Annotated in this window: 21 protein-coding genes; 5 read left to right on the top strand and 16 right to left on the bottom strand. The window is 64.7% G+C overall.

Annotated elements, in window-relative coordinates; genetic code table 11:
• Positions 1-49 precede the first annotated feature (49 nt).
• The 16 genes from VM94_RS02470 to gpmA all read right to left on the bottom strand — a co-directional run bounded on the left by VM94_RS02470 (position 50) and on the right by gpmA (position 15,718).
• Positions 50-613 (bottom strand): type II secretion system protein N, encoded by a 564-nt coding sequence (locus VM94_RS02470; RefSeq protein ID WP_082127514.1) that lies wholly within the window; start codon positions 611-613, stop codon positions 50-52.
• Between the two features lie 16 nt (positions 614-629).
• Positions 630-1,850, bottom strand: coding sequence for a type II secretion system inner membrane protein GspF (gene gspF / locus VM94_RS02465; RefSeq protein WP_046682006.1), 1,221 nt, complete (start codon positions 1,848-1,850; stop codon positions 630-632).
• Positions 1,851-1,860: 10 nt separating this feature from the next.
• On the bottom strand, positions 1,861-3,282 hold the full coding sequence (gspE, locus tag VM94_RS02460; protein WP_046682005.1) for a type II secretion system ATPase GspE: 1,422 nt from the start codon (positions 3,280-3,282) through the stop codon (positions 1,861-1,863).
• A gap of 10 nt (positions 3,283-3,292) precedes the next feature.
• A complete protein-coding gene (gspD, locus tag VM94_RS02455; protein ID WP_046682004.1) occupies positions 3,293-5,530 on the bottom strand; it encodes a type II secretion system secretin GspD in 2,238 nt (745 codons plus the stop codon).
• A complete protein-coding gene (locus VM94_RS02450; protein WP_034753051.1) occupies positions 5,527-6,303 on the bottom strand; it encodes a type II secretion system protein N in 777 nt (258 codons plus the stop codon). Before VM94_RS02450 ends, gspD begins: the two co-directional genes overlap by 4 nt.
• A complete protein-coding gene (gspM, locus tag VM94_RS02445) occupies positions 6,300-6,833 on the bottom strand; it encodes a type II secretion system protein GspM (protein WP_046682003.1) in 534 nt (177 codons plus the stop codon). The genes VM94_RS02450 and gspM overlap by 4 nt, the downstream gene beginning before the upstream one ends.
• Positions 6,830-8,059: a type II secretion system protein GspL gene (gene gspL / locus VM94_RS02440; RefSeq protein WP_046682002.1), complete on the bottom strand. Its 1,230-nt coding sequence runs from the start codon at positions 8,057-8,059 to the stop codon at positions 6,830-6,832. The genes gspM and gspL overlap by 4 nt, the downstream gene beginning before the upstream one ends.
• Positions 8,060-8,078: 19 nt before the next feature.
• Positions 8,079-9,056 (bottom strand): type II secretion system minor pseudopilin GspK, encoded by a 978-nt coding sequence (gene gspK / locus VM94_RS02435; RefSeq protein WP_046682001.1) that lies wholly within the window; start codon positions 9,054-9,056, stop codon positions 8,079-8,081.
• Entirely contained in the window at positions 9,053-9,676 is a 624-nt protein-coding gene (locus VM94_RS02430; RefSeq protein WP_046682000.1) for a PulJ/GspJ family protein, read from the bottom strand. Before VM94_RS02430 ends, gspK begins: the two co-directional genes overlap by 4 nt.
• A complete protein-coding gene (gspI, locus tag VM94_RS02425; protein ID WP_046681999.1) occupies positions 9,676-10,071 on the bottom strand; it encodes a type II secretion system minor pseudopilin GspI in 396 nt (131 codons plus the stop codon). The genes VM94_RS02430 and gspI overlap by 1 nt, the downstream gene beginning before the upstream one ends.
• The gene (locus tag VM94_RS02420; protein WP_046681998.1) at positions 10,068-10,562 is read right to left on the bottom strand and encodes a GspH/FimT family pseudopilin; all 495 of its coding nucleotides are present in this window, start codon (positions 10,560-10,562) and stop codon (positions 10,068-10,070) included. The genes gspI and VM94_RS02420 overlap by 4 nt, the downstream gene beginning before the upstream one ends.
• Positions 10,563-10,574: 12 nt before the next feature.
• Positions 10,575-11,027 (bottom strand): type II secretion system major pseudopilin GspG, encoded by a 453-nt coding sequence (gspG, locus tag VM94_RS02415; protein WP_035823835.1) that lies wholly within the window; start codon positions 11,025-11,027, stop codon positions 10,575-10,577.
• 93 nt (positions 11,028-11,120) lie between these two features.
• Positions 11,121-11,882 (bottom strand): HesA/MoeB/ThiF family protein, encoded by a 762-nt coding sequence (locus tag VM94_RS02410; RefSeq protein WP_046681997.1) that lies wholly within the window; start codon positions 11,880-11,882, stop codon positions 11,121-11,123.
• A gap of 8 nt (positions 11,883-11,890) precedes the next feature.
• Entirely contained in the window at positions 11,891-13,384 is a 1,494-nt protein-coding gene (locus tag VM94_RS02405; RefSeq protein WP_046681996.1) for a S41 family peptidase, read from the bottom strand.
• Positions 13,385-13,431: 47 nt separating this feature from the next.
• Entirely contained in the window at positions 13,432-14,895 is a 1,464-nt protein-coding gene (locus tag VM94_RS02400; RefSeq protein ID WP_046681995.1) for a murein hydrolase activator EnvC family protein, read from the bottom strand.
• Between the two features lie 76 nt (positions 14,896-14,971).
• Entirely contained in the window at positions 14,972-15,718 is a 747-nt protein-coding gene (gene gpmA, locus VM94_RS02395; protein WP_034753030.1) for a 2,3-diphosphoglycerate-dependent phosphoglycerate mutase, read from the bottom strand.
• 106 nt (positions 15,719-15,824) lie between these two features.
• Here gpmA and VM94_RS02390 point away from each other — a divergent pair, with 106 nt between their 5' ends.
• From VM94_RS02390 to VM94_RS02370, 5 genes are all read left to right on the top strand, one after another.
• Positions 15,825-16,241 (top strand): rhodanese-like domain-containing protein, encoded by a 417-nt coding sequence (locus tag VM94_RS02390; protein ID WP_046681994.1) that lies wholly within the window; start codon positions 15,825-15,827, stop codon positions 16,239-16,241.
• Between the two features lie 25 nt (positions 16,242-16,266).
• Positions 16,267-16,533: a glutaredoxin 3 gene (grxC, locus tag VM94_RS02385; protein ID WP_034753025.1), complete on the top strand. Its 267-nt coding sequence runs from the start codon at positions 16,267-16,269 to the stop codon at positions 16,531-16,533.
• 160 nt (positions 16,534-16,693) lie between these two features.
• Positions 16,694-17,167, top strand: a complete 474-nt coding sequence (gene secB / locus VM94_RS02380; protein WP_046681993.1) for a protein-export chaperone SecB — start codon at positions 16,694-16,696, stop codon at positions 17,165-17,167.
• An 82-nt stretch (positions 17,168-17,249) separates the two neighbouring features.
• Positions 17,250-17,711, top strand: a complete 462-nt coding sequence (locus tag VM94_RS02375) for an SH3 domain-containing protein (RefSeq protein WP_046681992.1) — start codon at positions 17,250-17,252, stop codon at positions 17,709-17,711.
• 36 nt (positions 17,712-17,747) lie between these two features.
• Positions 17,748-18,788: an NAD(P)H-dependent glycerol-3-phosphate dehydrogenase gene (locus VM94_RS02370; RefSeq protein WP_046681991.1), complete on the top strand. Its 1,041-nt coding sequence runs from the start codon at positions 17,748-17,750 to the stop codon at positions 18,786-18,788.
• The last annotated feature ends 4 nt before the right edge of the window (positions 18,789-18,792 follow it).

Genomic DNA, 18,792 nt, shown 5'->3' with positions numbered 1-18,792 from the left:
TGTCGCGATGGCGGCACGGCGCCATCGGCAAAATACGATAAGAACGGCGTTAATTCGACGGCGGCGTGCTGCTGGTCACTTGCGGCGCCGCCGGCATGATGGTGGCCGGACGCTGCTGCTCCATCGGCAGCGGCGGCGGCACCAGGTTCGATGCCGGCGCCGGCGCCGCTGCAGGCGTTGGGGTGGCGGACACTGGTCCCGGCAAGGCCAGCGCCTTGTCGTCGGCCACCAGGTCGATGCGCTTGCTCACGCCGCCATCGCGCAGCAGCACGTGGCGCGCATGCACTTCCAGCACCGTCACGCCGGGCACCACCTCGGCGCCCTCCGGCAAGGCCACGGACGGCTTGCCATCGGTCGAGATGATGGCCACGCTGCCGCGGCCATTGCCGGCGGCGACCACGCCCTTGAGCTGGTAGTTGCTGGCCGTGGCCACGCTGACCTGGCCGCCGAACAGCGAAGCACCCGCCTCCACGCTGGCATCCTGCACCACCGGCACGGCGGGCGGATTGATGGGGCGCTGCGGCGCCTTGAACAGCTGCATGGCCCAATAGGCCAGCGACACGGACAGCGCCACGACGGCGAGCAAACTTGTAAATTGAGGCAAACGCTTCATGGCTTCCTTGGGTTTCTTATCTGACGAGCTGATTGATTTCGATAATCGGCATCAGCACGGCCAGCACGATCAGCAGCACCACCACGCCCATGGCCAGGATCAGGGCCGGCTCCAGCAGGCCGGCGATGGTCAGCGTGCGGCGTTCCAGGTCCTGCTCCTGCGCGCTGGCCGCGCGTTCCAGCATGGCCGGCAGCTCGCCCGTGATTTCACCGGCGCGTATCATGTGGATCAGCATCGGTGGAAAGTGCTTTTGCGCCGACAGCGCGCGCGCCAGGCTGACGCCCTCGCGCACGGCGCCGCTGGCGTCAGTCACCAGTTCCTGCATCGCCACGTTGGTAAGCGTGTCGCGGCTCGTGTCGAGCGCGCGCAGGATCGGCACGCCGGACCCCGTGGTGATGGCCAGGGTGCTGGCAAAGCGCGCCGTATTCAGGCTGCGCTCGAATTTCCCATACAAGGGAGCCGTCAGCAGCCAGGTATGCCAGCGCCGTTTCAGGGCCGGCTGCTGCAGCGCGCGGCGCCAGGCGAACCAGGCGCCGGCCAGGATCACGGCCACGATGAGGCCATAGTTGCGCACGAAGTCCGACAGCGCCAGCATGATCACGGTGAGCATGGGCAGCTTTTGCTTGGTATTGGCGAAAACAGAAACGATCTGCGGCACCACGTAGGTAAGCAGGAAAATTACGATGGAAAACGCCACCACGGTGACGATGGCAGGATACGTAAACGCCAGCTTGACCTTCTGCACCAGCGCATTGCGCCGCTCGATATAGTCGGCCAGGCGCGAGAGCACGCGCGACAGATGGCCGATCTGCTCGCCCGACGCCACCAGCGCCCGATAGATCTCGGCAAAATCGCGCGGATGGCGCGCCAGCACGTCGGAAAACGCGGCGCCGCCGATCACTTCCGAACGGATCGAGGCGATCAGGTCGCGCAGATACGGCCGCTCGGCCTGTTCCAGCAGCGCGGAAAAGGCCTGCTCCAGCGGCAGGCCCGCCTCGAGCAAACTGGCCAGCTGGCGCGTAAACAGGGCCAGCTCGGTGCTCGACAGGCGCTCGCCGAAGCCGCGCCGCTTGGTGACGCCGGCGGCGTCCACCTGCGCGGCGATCGGTTCGACGGCCAGCGGCACCAGGCCTTGCACGCGCAGCTCGGCGCGCGCGGAACGGGGACTGTCGGCATTGAGCACGCCCTTGCGGGTGGCGCCCTGGGCGTCGACGGCTTCATAGCGGAATGCGGGCATGGTGGCGGGCCTAGTCTTTGGTCACGCGCAGCAATTCAGCCTGCGTGGTGGTGCCGTCGCGCAGCCAGCGTTCGCCGTCGTCGCGCATGCTCAGCATGCCGTCCTGCAGAGCCACCGTGCGCACTTCCGCCTCCGACGCGCGGTTGTGGATCTGCGCGCGGATCTGCTCCGTCGTGCGCAGCAGCTCGTACACGCCCACGCGGCCCTGGTAGCCCGTCTGGCCGCAATGCTCGCAGCCGACCGCCTGCCAGTACTGGCCATCGAAGGTTTTGCAGGAGCCGCACAGTTTGCGCACCAGCCGCTGCGCCAGCACACCGAGCAGGGACGACGACAGCAGGAACGGTTCGATGCCCATGTCGAGCAGGCGCGTGACGGCCGCCGAAGCGTCGTTCGTGTGCAGGGTCGCCAGCACCAAGTGGCCCGTCAGGGAGGCCTGCACGGCGATCTGCGCCGTTTCCAGGTCGCGGATCTCGCCGATCATGATCACGTCCGGGTCCTGCCGCAAAATCGCCCGCAGGGCCTTGGCAAACGTCATGTCGATGCGCGGGTTGACCTGCGTCTGGCCCACGCCGGCCAGGTCGTACTCGATCGGGTCTTCCACCGTCAGGATGTTCGTCGTCGTCGCGTTGAGCATCGACAGCGCCGCGTACAAGGTGGTCGTCTTGCCCGAACCGGTGGGGCCCGTGACGAGCACGATGCCGTGCGGCTGCGTGATCAGGCCATCGAACTGCGCCAGCATGGGCGCGCTCATGCCCAGGTGCTGCAGGTCGAGGCGGCCCGCCTCCTTGTCCAGCAAACGCAATACGGCCCGTTCGCCATGCCCCGTGGGCAGGGTCGAGACGCGCACGTCGACGGGTTTTCCGCCCACGCGCAGGGTGATGCGGCCGTCCTGCGGCAAGCGTTTTTCGGCGATGTCGAGCTGCGCCATGATCTTGATCCGCGAAATCAGCGAGCCGTGAATGGCTTTACGGGGGCGCACGACGTCGCGCAGGCTGCCGTCGATGCGGAAGCGCACGACGGAGGTCTGTTCGAACGGCTCGATGTGGATGTCGGACGCGCCTTCGCGCAGCGCCTGCGTGAGCAGCGCGTTGATCATGCGGATGACGGGCGCGTCGTCGGACGATTCGAGCAAATCCTCGATGGCCGGCACGTCCTGCAGCAGCTTGGTCAGATCGAGGTCGGCGTCGAATTCATCGGCCATCTGCGAGGCGTCGCCGCCGCCGCCCGCGTAGGCGCCGGCAATGGCCGCATCGAGTTCGCCGCGCGGCAAGACCGTCAGCTGGATCTGGCCGAAACGGCGCGACACTTCGGCAATGGCCGCCGGCGCCGTCGATGCGGCCACCAGCACGTCGACAGGGGCGCCGTCGACAGCGCCGGGCCGGGCCAGCAAGCCGAAATCGCGCGCATAGGCGTAGGGAAGCAGATTACTCATGGCGACCCGATCACTTCTGCGGCTGTTGCTGTTGTTGATATTGCTGCAGCAGCGGCTGCGGCGGCGTGGCCGCATTGGCCGGCGCGCCTGGCGGCGGCGTCGGCGCCGGCGGCACGGGACGCGTCACCATGCTGCCGCCCACCGGCTGGCCATCCTGCAGGGCCGGCAGCACCGGCGTGCCAAGGTCTTTCAGCATCAAATTGCCCGTGGCTGGCACGGCGGCCGTTTCGGCCGAACGCATGTAGTCGTAGCGGTCGGCCGCCAGGCTGCCGCTTTGCTCCTTGTTGCGCACGATGACGGGGCGCAGGAAGATCATCAGATTGGTTTTCTTGCGCTCGCGCGTCTGGTACTTGAACAGGTTGCCGATCAGGGGAATGTCGCCCAGGCCGCGCACTTTTTCCGCGTTGTCGCCCGTGCTGTCCTCGATCAGGCCGCCGAGCACGATGATCTGGCCATCGTCGGCCAGCACATTGTTTTCGATCACGCGGTTGTTGATGGTGATGCCGCTGACGGCCGACGCCGTGGATTTGTCCACGCTCGACGTCTCGTGATAGATGCCCAGCTTGATGGTGCCGCCCTCGGAAATCTGCGGACGCACCTTCAGGGTCAGGCCCACTTCCTTGCGGTCGATGGTCTGGAACGGGTTCGTGTTGGTGCCGGCCGTGCTGGTGTACTGGCCCGTCAGGATAGGCACGTTCTGGCCCACCTTGATGGTCGCCAGTTCATTGTCCAGGGTAATCAGGTTCGGCGTCGACAGGATATTGGCGTTGCCGTCCGATTCCAGCGCATGCGCCACGGCGCCCAGGCCCAGCGCGCCGTTGATCTGCTTGAAGATGCCGACCGTCAGGCCGCCCGTCGGCAAGACCTTGCCGCCGCCCGTGGCGATGGCGGCGATGTTGTTGCTGGTGCCCGAAGCGAACGACTGCAGCGCGCCCACGCGGTAGTTGCTGGTGCTGTCGCCGGAAAGCCCCAGCCACTGCACGCCGAATTCGGATGCCTTGGCCGACGTCACTTCGACGATCAGCGCCTCGATGTAGACCTGGGCGCGGCGCACGTCAAGCTGGTCGATCACGGCGCGCAGGTTGCGGTAGACGGCTTCGTTGCAGGTCAGGATCAGGGTGTTCGTCGACGCATCGGCCTGGATGAAGCCGGCCGCGCCGCCCGACGACAGCTGCTGCGGCCCGTTGTTCAGCGACGCGCCGCCCGTGGTGCCGCTTTGCGTATTGCCGCCCAGGCCAGTGCTGTTCATGCCGCTGTTGTTCTGGCTGATCTGGTTGTTCGTGCTCTGGTTGCTGGTGCCCTGCTGCGCCGACGCGGCCGTGCCGTCCGACGTCACCACCGAGCGCAGGGTCTGCGCCAGCTTGGTGGCGTCCGCATTTTTCAAGTACACCACGTGCACATTGCCCAGCTGCGTGGTGGGCTGGTCCAGCTTCGAGATCAGCGACTTGGCCAGGTTGGCACGCGCCGCCGATGGCGCGCGCAGCACCAGCGAATTGGTGCGCGGGTCGGCCAGCACGGACACCTTGCCCGCGTCCGCCCCTGCGGCGGCGCCCGCATTGCCGCCTTCCATCAACTTGTTCACCATCGAGGCCAGGTCGGACGCGATGGCGTAACGCACGGGGATCACGTCCAGGTCCGTCGACGCGGGCACGTCGAGCGCGGCGATGATCTTCGCCAGGCGCTTGAGGTTATCCGCGTAATCGGTGATCACCAGCGAGTTGTTGCCCGGGTTGGCGTTGATCGTGTTGTTCGGCGAAATCAGGGGCCGCAGCACGGCCAGCAGATTGGCCGACGATTCGTAGTTCAGGTAAAACACCTGGGTGGCGATCTGGTCGCCCTTCACCTGGCTGGCGCCATTGCCCACCTGGGTCGGCACGGATTGCAGCTTGGCGTCCGCTTCCGGCACCACTTTTGCATAGCCGTCGCCGGAGACCACCGCATAGCCTTGCAGGCGCAGCGCGGAGGCCAGCAGCCCGAACGCCTGGGTCTTGCTGATCGACTTTTCCGACACCAGGGTGATCGTGCCCTTGACGCGCGGGTCGATGACGAAATTGATGTTGGTGTAATGGCCCACCGCCTTGATCACCGACTCGATGTCGGCGCCGACGAAATTGAGCGCCGCTTCATCGCCGGGCGCGGCCCAGACGGGCGCCGGCATGCAGGCCACGGAACAGCACAGCAAGGCGGCGGCCGACAGGCGGCGCAGCGAGAAGGAGGAGGTAATGGGGCTCACGGATGGTTTTTTCATTGTCTGAACTCTAAGGCGATGATGTTTTTTTCGCTATTGCTACGGCGCTGTCCCAGCAAATTCAACAAACTCGCCAAGGTCTCTTCATATCCTGCTGCGGCCTGGGCCTGGCCGGAAAACTGCATGCGCCCCTGTTGCAGGCTGCCGCTGCCGTCAAGCAGCAGCGGTCCCTTGATGGAGCGCAGTGTCAACGTCGCCTGCTGCCCCTGCCAATCGAAATCGAGCTCGTAGCTGCCCAGCGGACGCAAGGACGACAGGCGCGACGCCATGTCCGTCATCTGCAAGGTGGTGCGGCCGACGGCGGAAAACTGCCGCTGCTCCAGGGCCAGCTGCAAGGTGCTCCACGACAGGCGCATGCTGCCCGTCGGCGCCACCGTATTCAATGGCGCACCAAGGCCGCCGAGGCCATCGGCCGGCAGCAGCAGGGCCGCCGGGCTCACTTGCCAGTGCGACCACGAGCCGCGCAGGTTCACCGGCTGCGACAGCGCCTGCGGGTTTTGCAGTTCCACGTCCGCCGATCCCCACAGCACCGAGGGCGAAATGCGCCAGCTGAAACGCCCCGGCAGCAGCGGCGTTACGGCGCCATTCGCGCTGGCCGCCCCGCCGATAAAGGCCGAGCCGCGCCACAGGGTACCTTGCGCGTCGCCCAAGGTCAAACGTCCGCCCGTCTGCTTTTCCACGATGCCAGCGACCCAGCTGGCCGGGAAAAACACCAGCAGGGTGACGCAGACGCTGACGATGATGGCCAGCAGCCAGCCAAGCAGGCGCATCATCGTGCCGCGCCCGGGCTCTGGTGCAGGGTCAGGCTGGCGTCGACCAGCCCCGCCTTGCCCTGCGCCGTGATCTTCGCTTCCTGCACGGCCACGCGGCCTTCGCGGCGCAAGCCGTCCAGCCACAGCATGACGCTGGCGAACGGCACGCCGTTCAGCTGCACGCGCGCATATTCCCCCGTCAGCGACAGCGATTGCGGCGTCAATCCGCGCGCTTTCAGCGAGGCGTCGAGGCTTTCACGGGCCATGGGAGCGACCTGCACGGGCGTCTGGCGCGCCAGTTCGCCCGCTTCACGCGCCAGCGCCTGCAACTGGGCCGCGTTCTGGCGCAGCTCGGGCAAGCTCTTTTGCAAGGCGATGCGGCCTGTCCAGGCAGGCTCGAAGAACACGGCATAGACGAGGGCCAGTCCCGCCACGACACCGCCGATGGTCAAGAGCTTGCGCTCCTGCGGCGTGCGCTCGGCCCAGAAGGCCTGCACGGCCTGCTGTTGTCCCGCCAGCGCGGCGCGCGCCTTGTTGACTGCTGCACTCATGCTTTTGCTCCCGTGGCCGGCGTGATCTTCCACACGCCCGGCGCCGTTTCATTCAAGGCCAGCTTGCGCGCGGCCAGGCCGTCGCGCACCTGTGCCTGGGCGCTGGCGTCGACCATGTCCGGTTTCAGCTTGACGATCAGGCTGCGCTCGCGGTATTCCAGCGACGCCACCACGCCGCGCCCGGCCAGGCCGCCCAGCGCCTCGCCCAGGGCCGCGCTCATGCTCGTGAAATCATCCATGCTGGCTTGCCCGCTTTGCAGGCGGGCGGCGGCGATATTGCGCCGCATCTGTTCCGCTTCCAGGCCGTACACGGGCGCTTCGTTCGGATACGCGGCCTTGAAGGTTTGCTGCATCGAGGTGCGCACGGTGGCGGCTTCGCGCTTCAGCCGCATCCATTCAATATTCATGCCCGCCAGGTTGACGACCACGGCCAGCAGCGCCAGGCGCAGCGGCCAGCGCCAGCGGCGCCATTCGGTGGCCGATCCCGTGGCCGTGCCCAGGGCACTCGCCAGGTCCAGCCCCGCATTTTTGGCGCCGGCGATCCAGTGCGCCCAGTGATCCGGCTCCACCGTCACGCCATCCATGCCGGCGGCCAGCTGTTGATACTGCGCCAGCTCGGCCTGCGCCACATAGACCGTCAGCGGCACGTCGCCGGCAAACGCGCGCGTCGTCAGCAGCGCCTGCTGCGGCTGGGCCGGCAATACGAGGCCCAGGCCCTCTTGCGGCGCCTGGCGCAAGGCCAGTTCCAGGCTGTCGCCGCTGGCCTGCAGGGCAGCCGTCACGCTGCCCGGCTGCAAGGGCAGGCACAGCTGCGACGGCAACAGCGCCACCTTGCGCGCGCCCTGCGCCAGCAAGGCTTTCACGAGTACCTCGGCCCAGGCGCGCTGCGCCACGGCCACCGTGCGCATGCCGGACGCGTCGGGCGCACCGGCGGCCAGCAGGCAATCCTGGGCGTCGCCAAGAATGTGTTCTTCCACCAGGCCCGGCAGGGCCGCGCGCAAGCGGGCGCCAGCAAGAGGCGGCGTTTTCAGGCGCAGCAGGGTCACGTCGGCCGCCGCCAGCAGCAGCACGACGCGCTGCGCGCCGGCGATCAGCTGGCCCAGGCTGCCCAGCGGCGCGCTGCCCTGCTGCAGCAGGGCGCCGCCGTCGCCGGCCAGCACGAAGGAGCAGGCAGGCGCGCTGTCGGTGGACGCCTTGGCCGGGTGACGGATATACAATATTGTCAAAGTGACTCGCTTTCAGCTGTTAATTTTCCCGCAACCAGACCAGGCTGGTGGTGCGCTGCGGATCCGTTTTTCGATTGACGAGCGCCACGGCATCAAGGGCGGCACGGTCCAGCCGCACACGGATCACGGTGAGGAAGTAGCGGCTCTTCACATCAAGCTCGATACCTTCGATCACTTGCTTAGCATCAATATTATTCTTGAAGTTTGCCAAATCAACAAACTTTTTACGCGGATTGCTCAAAGTCAGGGCACTGGCCTCGGACAGCGACATCATGGTCACGGCCGACAGCACCTCGGCCGGCGCCGTATTCACGTTCACGGGTGTGATTTCCGGCAGCACGATGACGAAGTCGCGCAGTTTCTCGATCATCTGCGGCGTATAGCCGGGCACGGCCAGCAAATCCTCGACCTGCGTGAACGCCACCGGCTCGCTGCTGCCGCCCGTGGCGGGCTTGGCAACGGGCGTCTTGCCATCGGCACCGCTGTCGGCGGTGCGTGGTTTCGGCCGCGCGCGCAGCACGGCGTCGGCCGTCGCCTGCGCCAGGGAACTATCGAGCTGCAAGTTGGACAGCAGCCGCTGGTACGCCTGCACGTGGGGCTGGCTGACGATGCCCGTGGCGGTGGCCAGGTTGGTGATGTTAAACCGCGCCTGCGCATCGAGCGCGCGGCCCGAGACGGTGGCGTCGAATTTTTCCGTGTCGACCTTTTCGCGGTCCACATAATCGTCAAGCCGCGCTTCCTCGATGGGCGTGGCCCAGACACCATCGGCCGCCGTCAGCATGGGATTGTCTTGGCGCAACCAGAAACGGGCAAAGTCGACCATGCCGCGCATGGCCCACTGCGTCTGCAGGCGCAAACGCTGGTTTTCCATCGAACGCACTTGCACCTGCTGCTGCCAGAACAGACTGGCGACGACGGTGATGGCCAGCGCCGTCAGCAGCAAGGCCGTGATGACGGCCACGCCGCGCTGACGCGAGGGACGTGTAAAAGTCTTCATCCCGGCCCCAATAAAAAGACCTTGGACAGGCCCGCATCCTGGCCCGGCATCTGCAAGGTCACTTCCAGGCCCGGCACTTGCGTGGAGATGGTGGCGCCCGCCGTCAGCACGTTCCAGGCGCCATTGCTCCAGCCGCGCATGACCATGCTGTCGACGCCGCGCATCAGGGCCACGTCGGCGTTCGAGCTATCGGTATCGTCGCGCGCCGCCTGCCACAGGGTGTCGAGCACGGCCAGGTCGCGCGTGCCGTTCGACTCGCGCCGCGTCAGCACGCCGCCGCGCAGGCGGTAAGTGACCACTTGCAACTGCTGCGGCTCCTGTTCCGACGCGGCCAGGCGCACCAGGGTCAGGCGGTCGTTTTCTGCCGTCAGGTTGGTGCGGCCATTGAGCAGACTGGTATTCTGGCCGGCGCCGGCCAGGTGGTCGCAATCGCTCTGCATCTGGGCAAACGCCAGCTGCATGCCGCGCGCCTGCTCGAGCTGGCTGGTCAACACTTCGCGCGAACGCATGATGCTGTCCAGGCCGCGCCAGCCCAGCACGGCGACCATGGCCAGGATGCCGATCGCCACGAGCAGCTCGATCAGCGTGAAACCGTCGGCAGGGACAGTGCGGCGCGCCATCAGTCGTTAAAGGAAAGTAACACCAGGCGCACGATGCGCCGGGCTGGATATTGCACGTCGTACACGTTCACGCGCACTTGCCGGATGCGGGGATTCGGCGTGGCCACCACTTCCTCTTCACAGATCAGTTTCAGGTCGCCCTGCGGGCAGTCGACCGTGCGCTTGCCCGTCTGCGGGAAGGTTTTTGCAAGGCGCAGGCGCACCAGATGGTTTTCCGCCGACCAGGTGGCCATCATGGCGCTGCGCAAGCCGTCGCTGTTTTGCGTCAGGCTGCCGACGGCGCGCAAGGAGGCGCCCAGGGCCGTGCCGACGATGACGAGGGCGACCAGCACTTCCAGCAAAGTGAAGCCGGATTGCGAGCCGCGCTGGCGGCGGTGAAATGAGCGCCCCATCATTGCTCGACCGTGAAGTGGCCGATGCCGTCGGCGCGGATGGCCACGCTGCGCTCGCCGCTGGCCAGGGTCAGCACGAAAGGCTTGTCGACCGGTTCGCGGCCGAAGATGATGCGCAGCGGCTGGGCCACGCTGTTCGAGGGCTGCACGCTGAGCAGCATAGGCGTGTTGGCAAACGCCCGCTCGCGCAGCAAATCGTCCTGCGTCACGGGTTGCCACAGCTTTTCATTGAGGACCAGGAAACGGTATTGATTTTCGTCCGCCTCGAACGCCACCTGCCGGCTGCGCACGATGGCTTCATCGCGCGCCAGCTGCAGCAGCAGGGCGATGCGCTCCGCTTCCTTCTGCAGCGCTTGCTGGCCATTCGGCATGGCGTTCAGCGACACCAGGCCCAGGGTGACGCCGATGATGACCATCACCACCAGCAATTCGATCAGCGTGAAGCCGCTGGCGCGTGGCCGGGGCAGTGCGCGACCGGTGGTCATGGCAGGCATGCAATGGAAAACTTACAGTTCCCAGGAACCGATATCGGCGTCGTCGCCGCTACCGCCAGGCTGGCCGTCGGCGCCCAGCGAGATGATATCGACTTCACCCTTCACGCCCGGCGACAGGAACTGGTAGGGGTTGCCCCATGGGTCCTTCGGCATCTTTTCCAGGTAGCCGCCCGCTTTCCAGCCATTCGCGGCCGGTCCCGTGGTCGGTTTTTCGATCAGCGCCTGCAAGCCCTGCTCGGTGGTCGGGTAGCGCTGGTTATCCAGGCGATACAGTTTCAACGCTTGCATCACGGTGGCGATGTCGACTTTCGCCGCCGCCACTTTCGACTCGCCCGTGCGGGCAATCAGCTTGGGCACCACCAGCGACGCGAGGATGCCCATGATCACCACCACGACCATGATTTCGATCAAAGTGAAGCCGCGCGCGCGGCGCTGGCGTATCGGATGGTTTGCTGCGTTTTGCATAAGAAAGAGAGAAGAAGGTGAGTAATGAGAGCAGAGTATAAAGCGGAAATATGACAAAGCCTGTCATATAGGGAAAAATTTCTGCGGGGGCTGTCAGGCCGGCAAGACCACTTTGCCGCAAACGGCGCAGCCGGGGTCGCGCGCGACGCGCATGCTGCTCCATTCCATGTGCAAACCATCGAGCAGCAGCAGCCGTCCGGCCAGCGATTCACCCGTACCCATGATCAGTTTCAGCGCCTCGGCCGCCTGCATGGCGCCCACCACGCCCACCAAAGGCGCGAACACGCCCATGGTCGAGCACGCCTCGTCCGTGAACTGCTGCTCCTGCGGAAACAGGCAGGAATAGCACGGCTGGGTGCCCGTGCGCGGGTCGAATACGCTTACTTGCCCGTCGAAACGGATCACGGCGCCCGACACCAGCGGCACCTTGTGCGCCACGCAGGCGCGGTTGACGGCGTGGCGCGTGGCGAAGTTGTCGGTGCAGTCGAGCACCACCGTGGAGGACAAGACCAGTTCGGCCAGGCGCGCGCCGTCGAGACGCTCCTGCAAGGCCACTATTTCAATCTCGGGATTAATACCAGTCAAGGTTTCGCGCGCCGACAGCACTTTCGGCTGGCCCACGCGGGCCGTCGTGTGGGCGATCTGGCGCTGCAGATTGGTCAGATCCACCGTGTCGTCATCGACGAGGGTCAGCTTGCCGACGCCGCTGGCGGCCAGGTACATGGCCGCCGGCGAGCCGAGCCCGCCCGCGCCGATCACCAGCACGTGCGCTTCGAGCAAGGCTTGCTGGCCTTCGATGCCGATCTCGTCTAACAGGATGTGGCGCGAGTAGCGCAGCAGCTGATTGTCGTTCATGGTGGCGGCTATGGCTTCCGCACAGGAATCTTCTTGTCATCGGCCTTGATGTCGGAAGCGATTTCCGGCTTGGCGCCGATTTTTTCAACCTTGGCGTCCGCCTTGGCCAGCTGCACCGGCAAGCCCTGGAAGTGGTTCAAGGCTTGCTGCAGCTGGAAATCGTCCTTGGCGCCGTACTCGAGCGGCTTGCGCTTTTTCGCCGTGGCGATCAGGCGCTGCTCTTCTTCCAGCTGATCCTGCATGCCTTCCATCGTCGGCTTGGCCGCTTCCGGCTTGCCGTCGTTGCTGCTCAAGTGTTTTTCCAGGTCCGCCTCGCGCACGCGCAAGCTGTTCCAACCATCCCCCTCGGCCGTTTCATCGACCAGCAAGTCGGGCACGATGCCGCGCGCCTGGATGGCCCGGCCTTTCGGCGTGTAGTAGCGGGCCGTCGTCAGCTTGACGGCCGTGTCGGCCGTGATCTGGCGCAAGGTTTGCACGGAACCCTTGCCGAACGTCTGCGTGCCGATGACGGTGGCCCGCTGGTAATCCTGCAGGGCGCCGGCGACGATTTCCGAGGCGGACGCGGAACCGGCATTGACCAGCACCACCAGCGGCACGGTTTTCAGCGCGGCCGGCAGCTTGGCCAGCGGGTCGGCCTTGGCGCCCGGCGGCGCATAGAATTCGCGGCGGCCGTAAAACACCTGTTTCGACTCGGGCAACTGGCCCTTGGTCGAGACGATCACGGAGTTACCTGGAAGGAATGCTGTCGCCACGCCGATGGCGCCCGGCACGACGCCGCCGGGATCGTTGCGCAAGTCCAGCACCAGGCCCTTGAGCTTGGGGTCTTGCGCATACAGCGCGTTGATCTTTTTGACCATGTCATCGACGGTCGGTTCCTGGAACTGGGCGATGCGCAGCCAGGCATAGCCGGGTGCGACCATCTTGGCCTTCACGCTTTGCACGCGGATTTCCTCGCGCACGATGGGGAAGACCAGCGGCTTGCTTTCACCCTTGCGCGACATCGTCAGCACCAGCTTGCTGCCGGGCTGGCCGCGCATCTTCTTGATGACTTCTTCCAGCTGCAAGCCTTTCAGCGGGATGTTGTCGAGGCGGGTAATCAGGTCGCCCGCCTGGATGCCGGCCTTGGCGGCGGGGCTGTCCTCGATGGGCGAGACGACTTTCACGTAGCCGTCTTCCATGCTCACTTCGATGCCGATGCCGACGAACTTGCCCTGCACGCTTTCGCGCATTTCCTTGAAGGCATTTTTATCGAGGTAGACGGAGTGTGGGTCCAGCGACGAGACCATGCCGGAAATGGCTTCCGTCAAGAGTTTCTTGTCTTCCACCTTCTCGACGTAATCGGACTTGATCAGGCCGAAGACGTCGGACAGCTGGCGCAGCTCGTCGAGCGGCAGCGGGGCATTCGTAATTTTTTGCGCCACGGCCGGGAACTGCAGCGACATGCCGATGCCGGCCAGGACGCCCAGACCGATCAGGCCGATACTTTTGACTTTGATACCCATGTATTCTTCGCAATCTACAAATTCGCTGCCGCAGCAATGGTGGGAACTTAAAACTTCACCCAGGTGGCTGGATCGAAGGCGCGGCCCTGATGACGCAATTCAAAGTATAGCCCTGATTCCTCGTTGCCGCCGCTGTTGCCCGCGCTGGCAATGGCGTCGCCGCCCTTGACGGCGTCGCCCACCCGTTTCAGCAGGGATTGGTTATTGCCATAAATACTCATGTACTGGCCGCCGTGGTCGACGATGATCAAATTGCCGAAACCGCGCAGCCAGTCGGAAAACACGACGCGGCCGCCGGCGATGGCGTGGACCTCGCTGCCTTCCCCCGTGCGGATGAACACGCCCTTCCAGCTGGGGCCGTCACCACGCTTGCTGCCGAAGCGGGCGGCGATCTTGCCGGCCACGGGCGCGCGCAGCTGCCCTTTCAGGCTGGCAAAGGCGCCGGCCGGCGCGGCCGGGCCCAGGCTCGGGCGTTCCGGCTCCGGTTCCGGCTTGGGTTCCGGTTTCGGCGCCACCTTGGCCACTTGCGGCGGCTCGTCGTCGTCGATCGGCTCCAGTTTCACGGGCGGCGAAGGCGGCGTCTGCGGCTTGATCTTGCCCGATTTGTTTTGTTGCTCTTTCGCAATGCGTTCGCGTTCGGCCTGCGCCTGGGCGGCCTTGGCGCGCGCAGCCAGCAGGCGTTCGCGTTTTTCCGCCGCGATCTTGGCGTCGGCGGCCGCTTTGGCGGCGGCGCGTTGCTCGGCCAACAATTGCTGGCGTTTCTTTTCGGCCGCGGCGGCCGCGGCCTGCTCTTCGATCAGTTTTGCCAGCTTGTCGACCAGGTTGCCCATGCGCTGTTCGTCGCGCTCGACATTGCCCACTTCCTTGCGCTGCGCCACCAGGCGCTGCGACAAGCTCGTCAGCAAGGCGGCGCGGCGCGCCTTCTCCTGCACCAGCAAGGCCTTTTGGTCGCGCTCTTCCTGCGCGATTTCTTCCAGCTCGTCCTTGGCGTTCTGCACGTCCGCCTGGTTTTTCTCCACGGCCAGCAAATTGGCGCGCAAGGCTTCCAGCAGGCGCGCCTGCGCCTGCGACACGTACGCCATCAGTTGCAAATCGCGGTTGATGCGGTTCGGATTGTCGCCCGACAAGAGCAGCTTGATGCGGTCTTCGTTGCCGGCGACATATTGTTCACGCAGCAACTTTGACAGCTGCGTCTTTTGTTTCTCGACGGTGGCCGTCAATTGCTGGTGCTCTTGCCCCAGCGCATTGAGTTTCACGCCCGTCTCGCTTTGCTCCTGCGCCAGGTCGCGCAAGGCGCGGTTGGCGTTGGAAATGGCTTCTTCCGACTCGGCCAGGGTATCGGCCGCGTCGTCCTTGGCGCTTTCCGTACGGCTGATGTCGCGCTTGAGCGCCGTCAGCTTTTGTTGCAATCCAGCACGTTGTGCTTCCGCGACCGCCTTCTGTTTGCTGCGTTCGGTGGGCTTGGCGCCCTGCGCGGCGCCGCTGGAAAGCAGCAGCGCCAGGCACAGCATGGCACCGGCGCGCCACGCCGGCAGGGATCGTTCAGCAGAGGGGGCGATGGCTGTGCCGCGGAAGAAAGACGACAAGTTACTTGGCCTTCCCTTGGTTCGCCACGGCTGCTTGCGCTGCCGCAATCGCTGCCGGGTCGCCCAGGTAGTAGTGACGGATCGGTTTCAGGTCGGCATCCAGTTCATACACGAGCGGCTGGCCGTTCGGAATGTTCAGGCCGACGATGTCGCTGTCGCTGATGCCGTCGAGCATTTTGATCAGCGCGCGCAGGCTGTTGCCGTGGGCCGAAATGATGATTTTCTTGCCAGCGCGGATGGCCGGGGCGATTTCTTCATCCCAGGCCGGCATCACGCGCGCCACGGTGTCTTTCAGGCATTCGGTCAGCGGAATCGACGCTTTCGGCAAGCCGGCATAGCGCGGATCGTTGAACGAGGCGCGGTCGTCGTCTTCCGCCAGCGGCGGCGGCGGCGTGTCGTAGCTGCGGCGCCATACCAATACTTGCTCGTCGCCATACTTGGCAGCCGTTTCGCCCTTGTCCAGGCCTTGCAGGGCGCCGTAGTGACGCTCGTTCAAGCGCCAGTCGTTCTTGATTGGCAAATACATCATGTCCATCTCGTCGAGCGCCAGCCACAGGGTGCGGATGGCGCGCTTCAGGACGGAAGTGTAGGCCACGTCGAACGTAAAACCTTCCTGCTTGAGGATCTGGCCGGCGGCCTTGGCTTCGTTGACGCCCTTTTCCGTCAGATCGACGTCGGTCCAGCCGGTAAAGCGGTTATCGAGATTCCAGGTGGACTCGCCGTGACGCATGAAAACGATTTTGTACATAGTTCTATCTTCTCAAGGGGTTCAAATCAAAAAAGCAAAACGTAAAAAGACCTCGTCCAGCTTCTATTTTATAATGCGCGGATTGACTTAAACCATTGGACCCTACGTGAAATTCATTATCGACCACATTTTTCTGTTTGCCATCGTCATTATTTCCGGCGGCGCCCTCCTCTGGCCACTGCTGTCGATGCGCGGCAAGCGCGCGACCGTGCTGGAAGTCACGCAACTGATCAACCGCGGAAAAACCATCATCGTCGACGTGCGCAGCGCGGAAGAATTCGCCACGGGCCACTTGCCTGATGCAAAAAATATTCCGCTGCCGGAACTGGCAAAACGCCTGGGCGAGCTGGAAAAATTCAAAACGCGCCCCATTGTAGTGGTTTGCCAGAAAGGTTCGCGTTCGGCAACCGCCGTCGGCCTGCTGGGCAAAGCTGGTTTCGCTGAGGCAACGAGCCTGGAAGGCGGCCTCGACGAATGGAAGAAACAAGGTTTGCCATTGAAAACCTTGTCGCTGGCGAAATAAGCCGGCCTTAACTGAAGGAATCATCATGACCGTACCTGTTATTGTTTACAGCACCGCCGTGTGCCCGTATTGCGTGCGCGCCGAGCGCCTGTTGGAATCGAAGGGCGTCGCCGTGCAAAAGATCCGCGTCGACCTCGACCCGGAAGAGCGCATCAAGATGATGGAACGCACGGGCCGCCGCACGGTACCGCAAATCTATGTGGGCGATACCCACGTGGGCGGATTCGACGATTTGTATGCGCTCGATCAAGCTGGCAAGCTCGACCCCTTGTTAAACGGCACGGCAGCCTGATATAAAGCGGGTTCGAGAAATTGCTTGGTTTTTTGTCGTATTGTTTTGATACAATTGCCCTCGCACCTGATCTGGCCGTGCCTATCCGGCACGGTTTGAATACCGCAAGTACCATATTTGAACGGTGTGCCGTTCTTGTCCCTTACAACGAAAGCGTTCCATGTCTGACGAAAATCTGCAACCAGTCTTCCAAATCCAACGCGTCTACCTGAAAGACATGTCGCTGGAACAACCAAATTCCCCAGCTATTTTCCTGGAACAAGAAGCACCAGCGATCGAAGTGGCTCTGGACGTGGGCGCTACGCCTCTGGCCGACGGCATCTTCGAAGCCACCGTCACCATCACCGTGACCGCCAAAGTCGGCGAAAAAGTCGCTTTCCTGGTTGAAGGCAAGCAAGCCGGTATCTTCGAAGCACGCAACATTCCTGCCGATCAACTCGATCCGCTGCTGGGAATCGGCTGCCCGAACATCATCTACCCTTACCTGCGCGCCAACATCGCCGACGTGATCACCCGTGCCGGCTTCCCGCCAGTGCACTTGGCCGAGATCAACTTCGAAGTGTTCTACCAACAACGTCTGCAAGCTATTGCTGACGCCGCTGCCGCAGCACCAGCAGCCAGCGAAACGCACTAAGCTCTTGCAAGACCCCGCTGGCCGTCAAGGCTGGCCTGACACGGCGGCCTGGCCGCCGTGTTTCGTTAAGGTTCAAAATATCATGTTGAAAAGTGCGCTCTTGAGCAAGTTCCGCTGGATGGCCGGCGCCGTGTTGCTGCTGGCGACCACCGCCAGCCACGCCGTCGATTTCAAAACGGTGGGCGCCGCCCCCGTGATCCTGTACGACGCGCCATCCTCCAAGGGCGGCAAGCTGTACGTGGCGCCACGCGGCATGCCGCTGGAAGTCGTGCTCAGCTACGGCGAATGGGTCAAGGTACGCGACGCCAGCGGCGAAATGGCCTGGACGGAAGCCAAGGGACTGTCGGCCAAGCGCAACGTCGTGGCGCGCGCCGCGAACCTCAAGGTTCGCGCCAGCCCCGACGACACCGCCTCCGCCATCCTCCTCGTCGACAAGGGCGTGCTGCTGGAAATGAGCGAGCAAGCGAGTTCCGGCTGGGTCAAGGTGCGCCACAAGGATGGCCAGAGCGGCTACGTCAAGACCAGCGAAGTGTGGGGCCTGTAAGCACCGCGTCCGTTCCCCCTGCCCGTTTGAGGTTGCATGCAAGTTTCTCCTGAAGTCACTCCCGATAGCATTCCCGCCGCCCGCAAGATCACCATCCTGGGCGCCGGCGCCTGGGGCACGGCCGTGGCCATGGCCCTGGCCGGCCGCCACGACGTGCTGCTGTGGGGCCGCAACGGCGAGGCCATGGCCGCCATGGCCGCCAGCGGCGAAAACAGTTATTTGCCGGGCTTCCCATTGCCGCCGCAACTGCGCATCAGCGCCGATTTCGACGCCGCCGTCGCGCATGCCGCGGGCGAACAGGGCCTCCTGATCGCCGCCTGCCCCGTGGCGGGCTTGCGGCCCATGCTGCACCAATTGAAAGACAAAGCCATCGGCAACCTGGTGTGGCTGTGCAAAGGGTTTGAAGGCGGCACGGGCTTGCTGCCGCACCAGATCGTGCAGGAAGTGCTGGGCGACAAGATTCCCGGCGGCGCCCTGTCCGGCCCTTCGTTCGCGCAGGAAGTGGCGCGCGGCTTGCCGTGCGCGCTGACCATCGCCTCGCACTGCCCCGCCTTGCGCGCCGGCGTCGTCTCGGCCTTGCATGGCGGCACCATCCGCGTGTATGCGAGCGACGACCTGGTGGGCGTGGAAGTGGGCGGCGCCGTCAAGAATGTGCTGGCCATTGCCACGGGCGTGGCCGATGGCCTGGGCCTGGGCTTGAATGCGCGCGCCGCGCTGATCACGCGTGGCCTGGCGGAAATCACGCGCCTGGGCACTGCCTTGGGTGGCCAGACGGAAACGTTCATGGGCTTGACGGGCATGGGCGACTTGATTTTGACCTGCACGGGCGACCTGTCGCGCAACCGCCGGGTCGGCCTGGGCTTGGCGCAAGGCAAGGCGCTGGACACCATCGTGGCCGAACTCGGTCACGTGGCCGAAGGCGTCCCCTGCGCCAAGGCCGTGCGCGAACTGGCGCGCCGCATGGGCGTCGACATGCCGATCACCAATGCCGTGGCCGGCGTGCTGTTCGATGGAGATTTGCCGCACGTGATGGTGCAGCAGCTGCTGTCGCGCGACCCGCGCGCCGAGGCGGCCTAAGGCG

This window comes from Janthinobacterium sp. KBS0711 (genome assembly GCF_000988085.1).
GTDB classification, from domain to species: Bacteria; Pseudomonadota; Gammaproteobacteria; order Burkholderiales; family Burkholderiaceae_D; genus Janthinobacterium; species Janthinobacterium lividum_E.
Note: the sequence above shows the minus strand (reverse complement) of the source record. Positions and strands in the feature narration are given on the sequence as shown.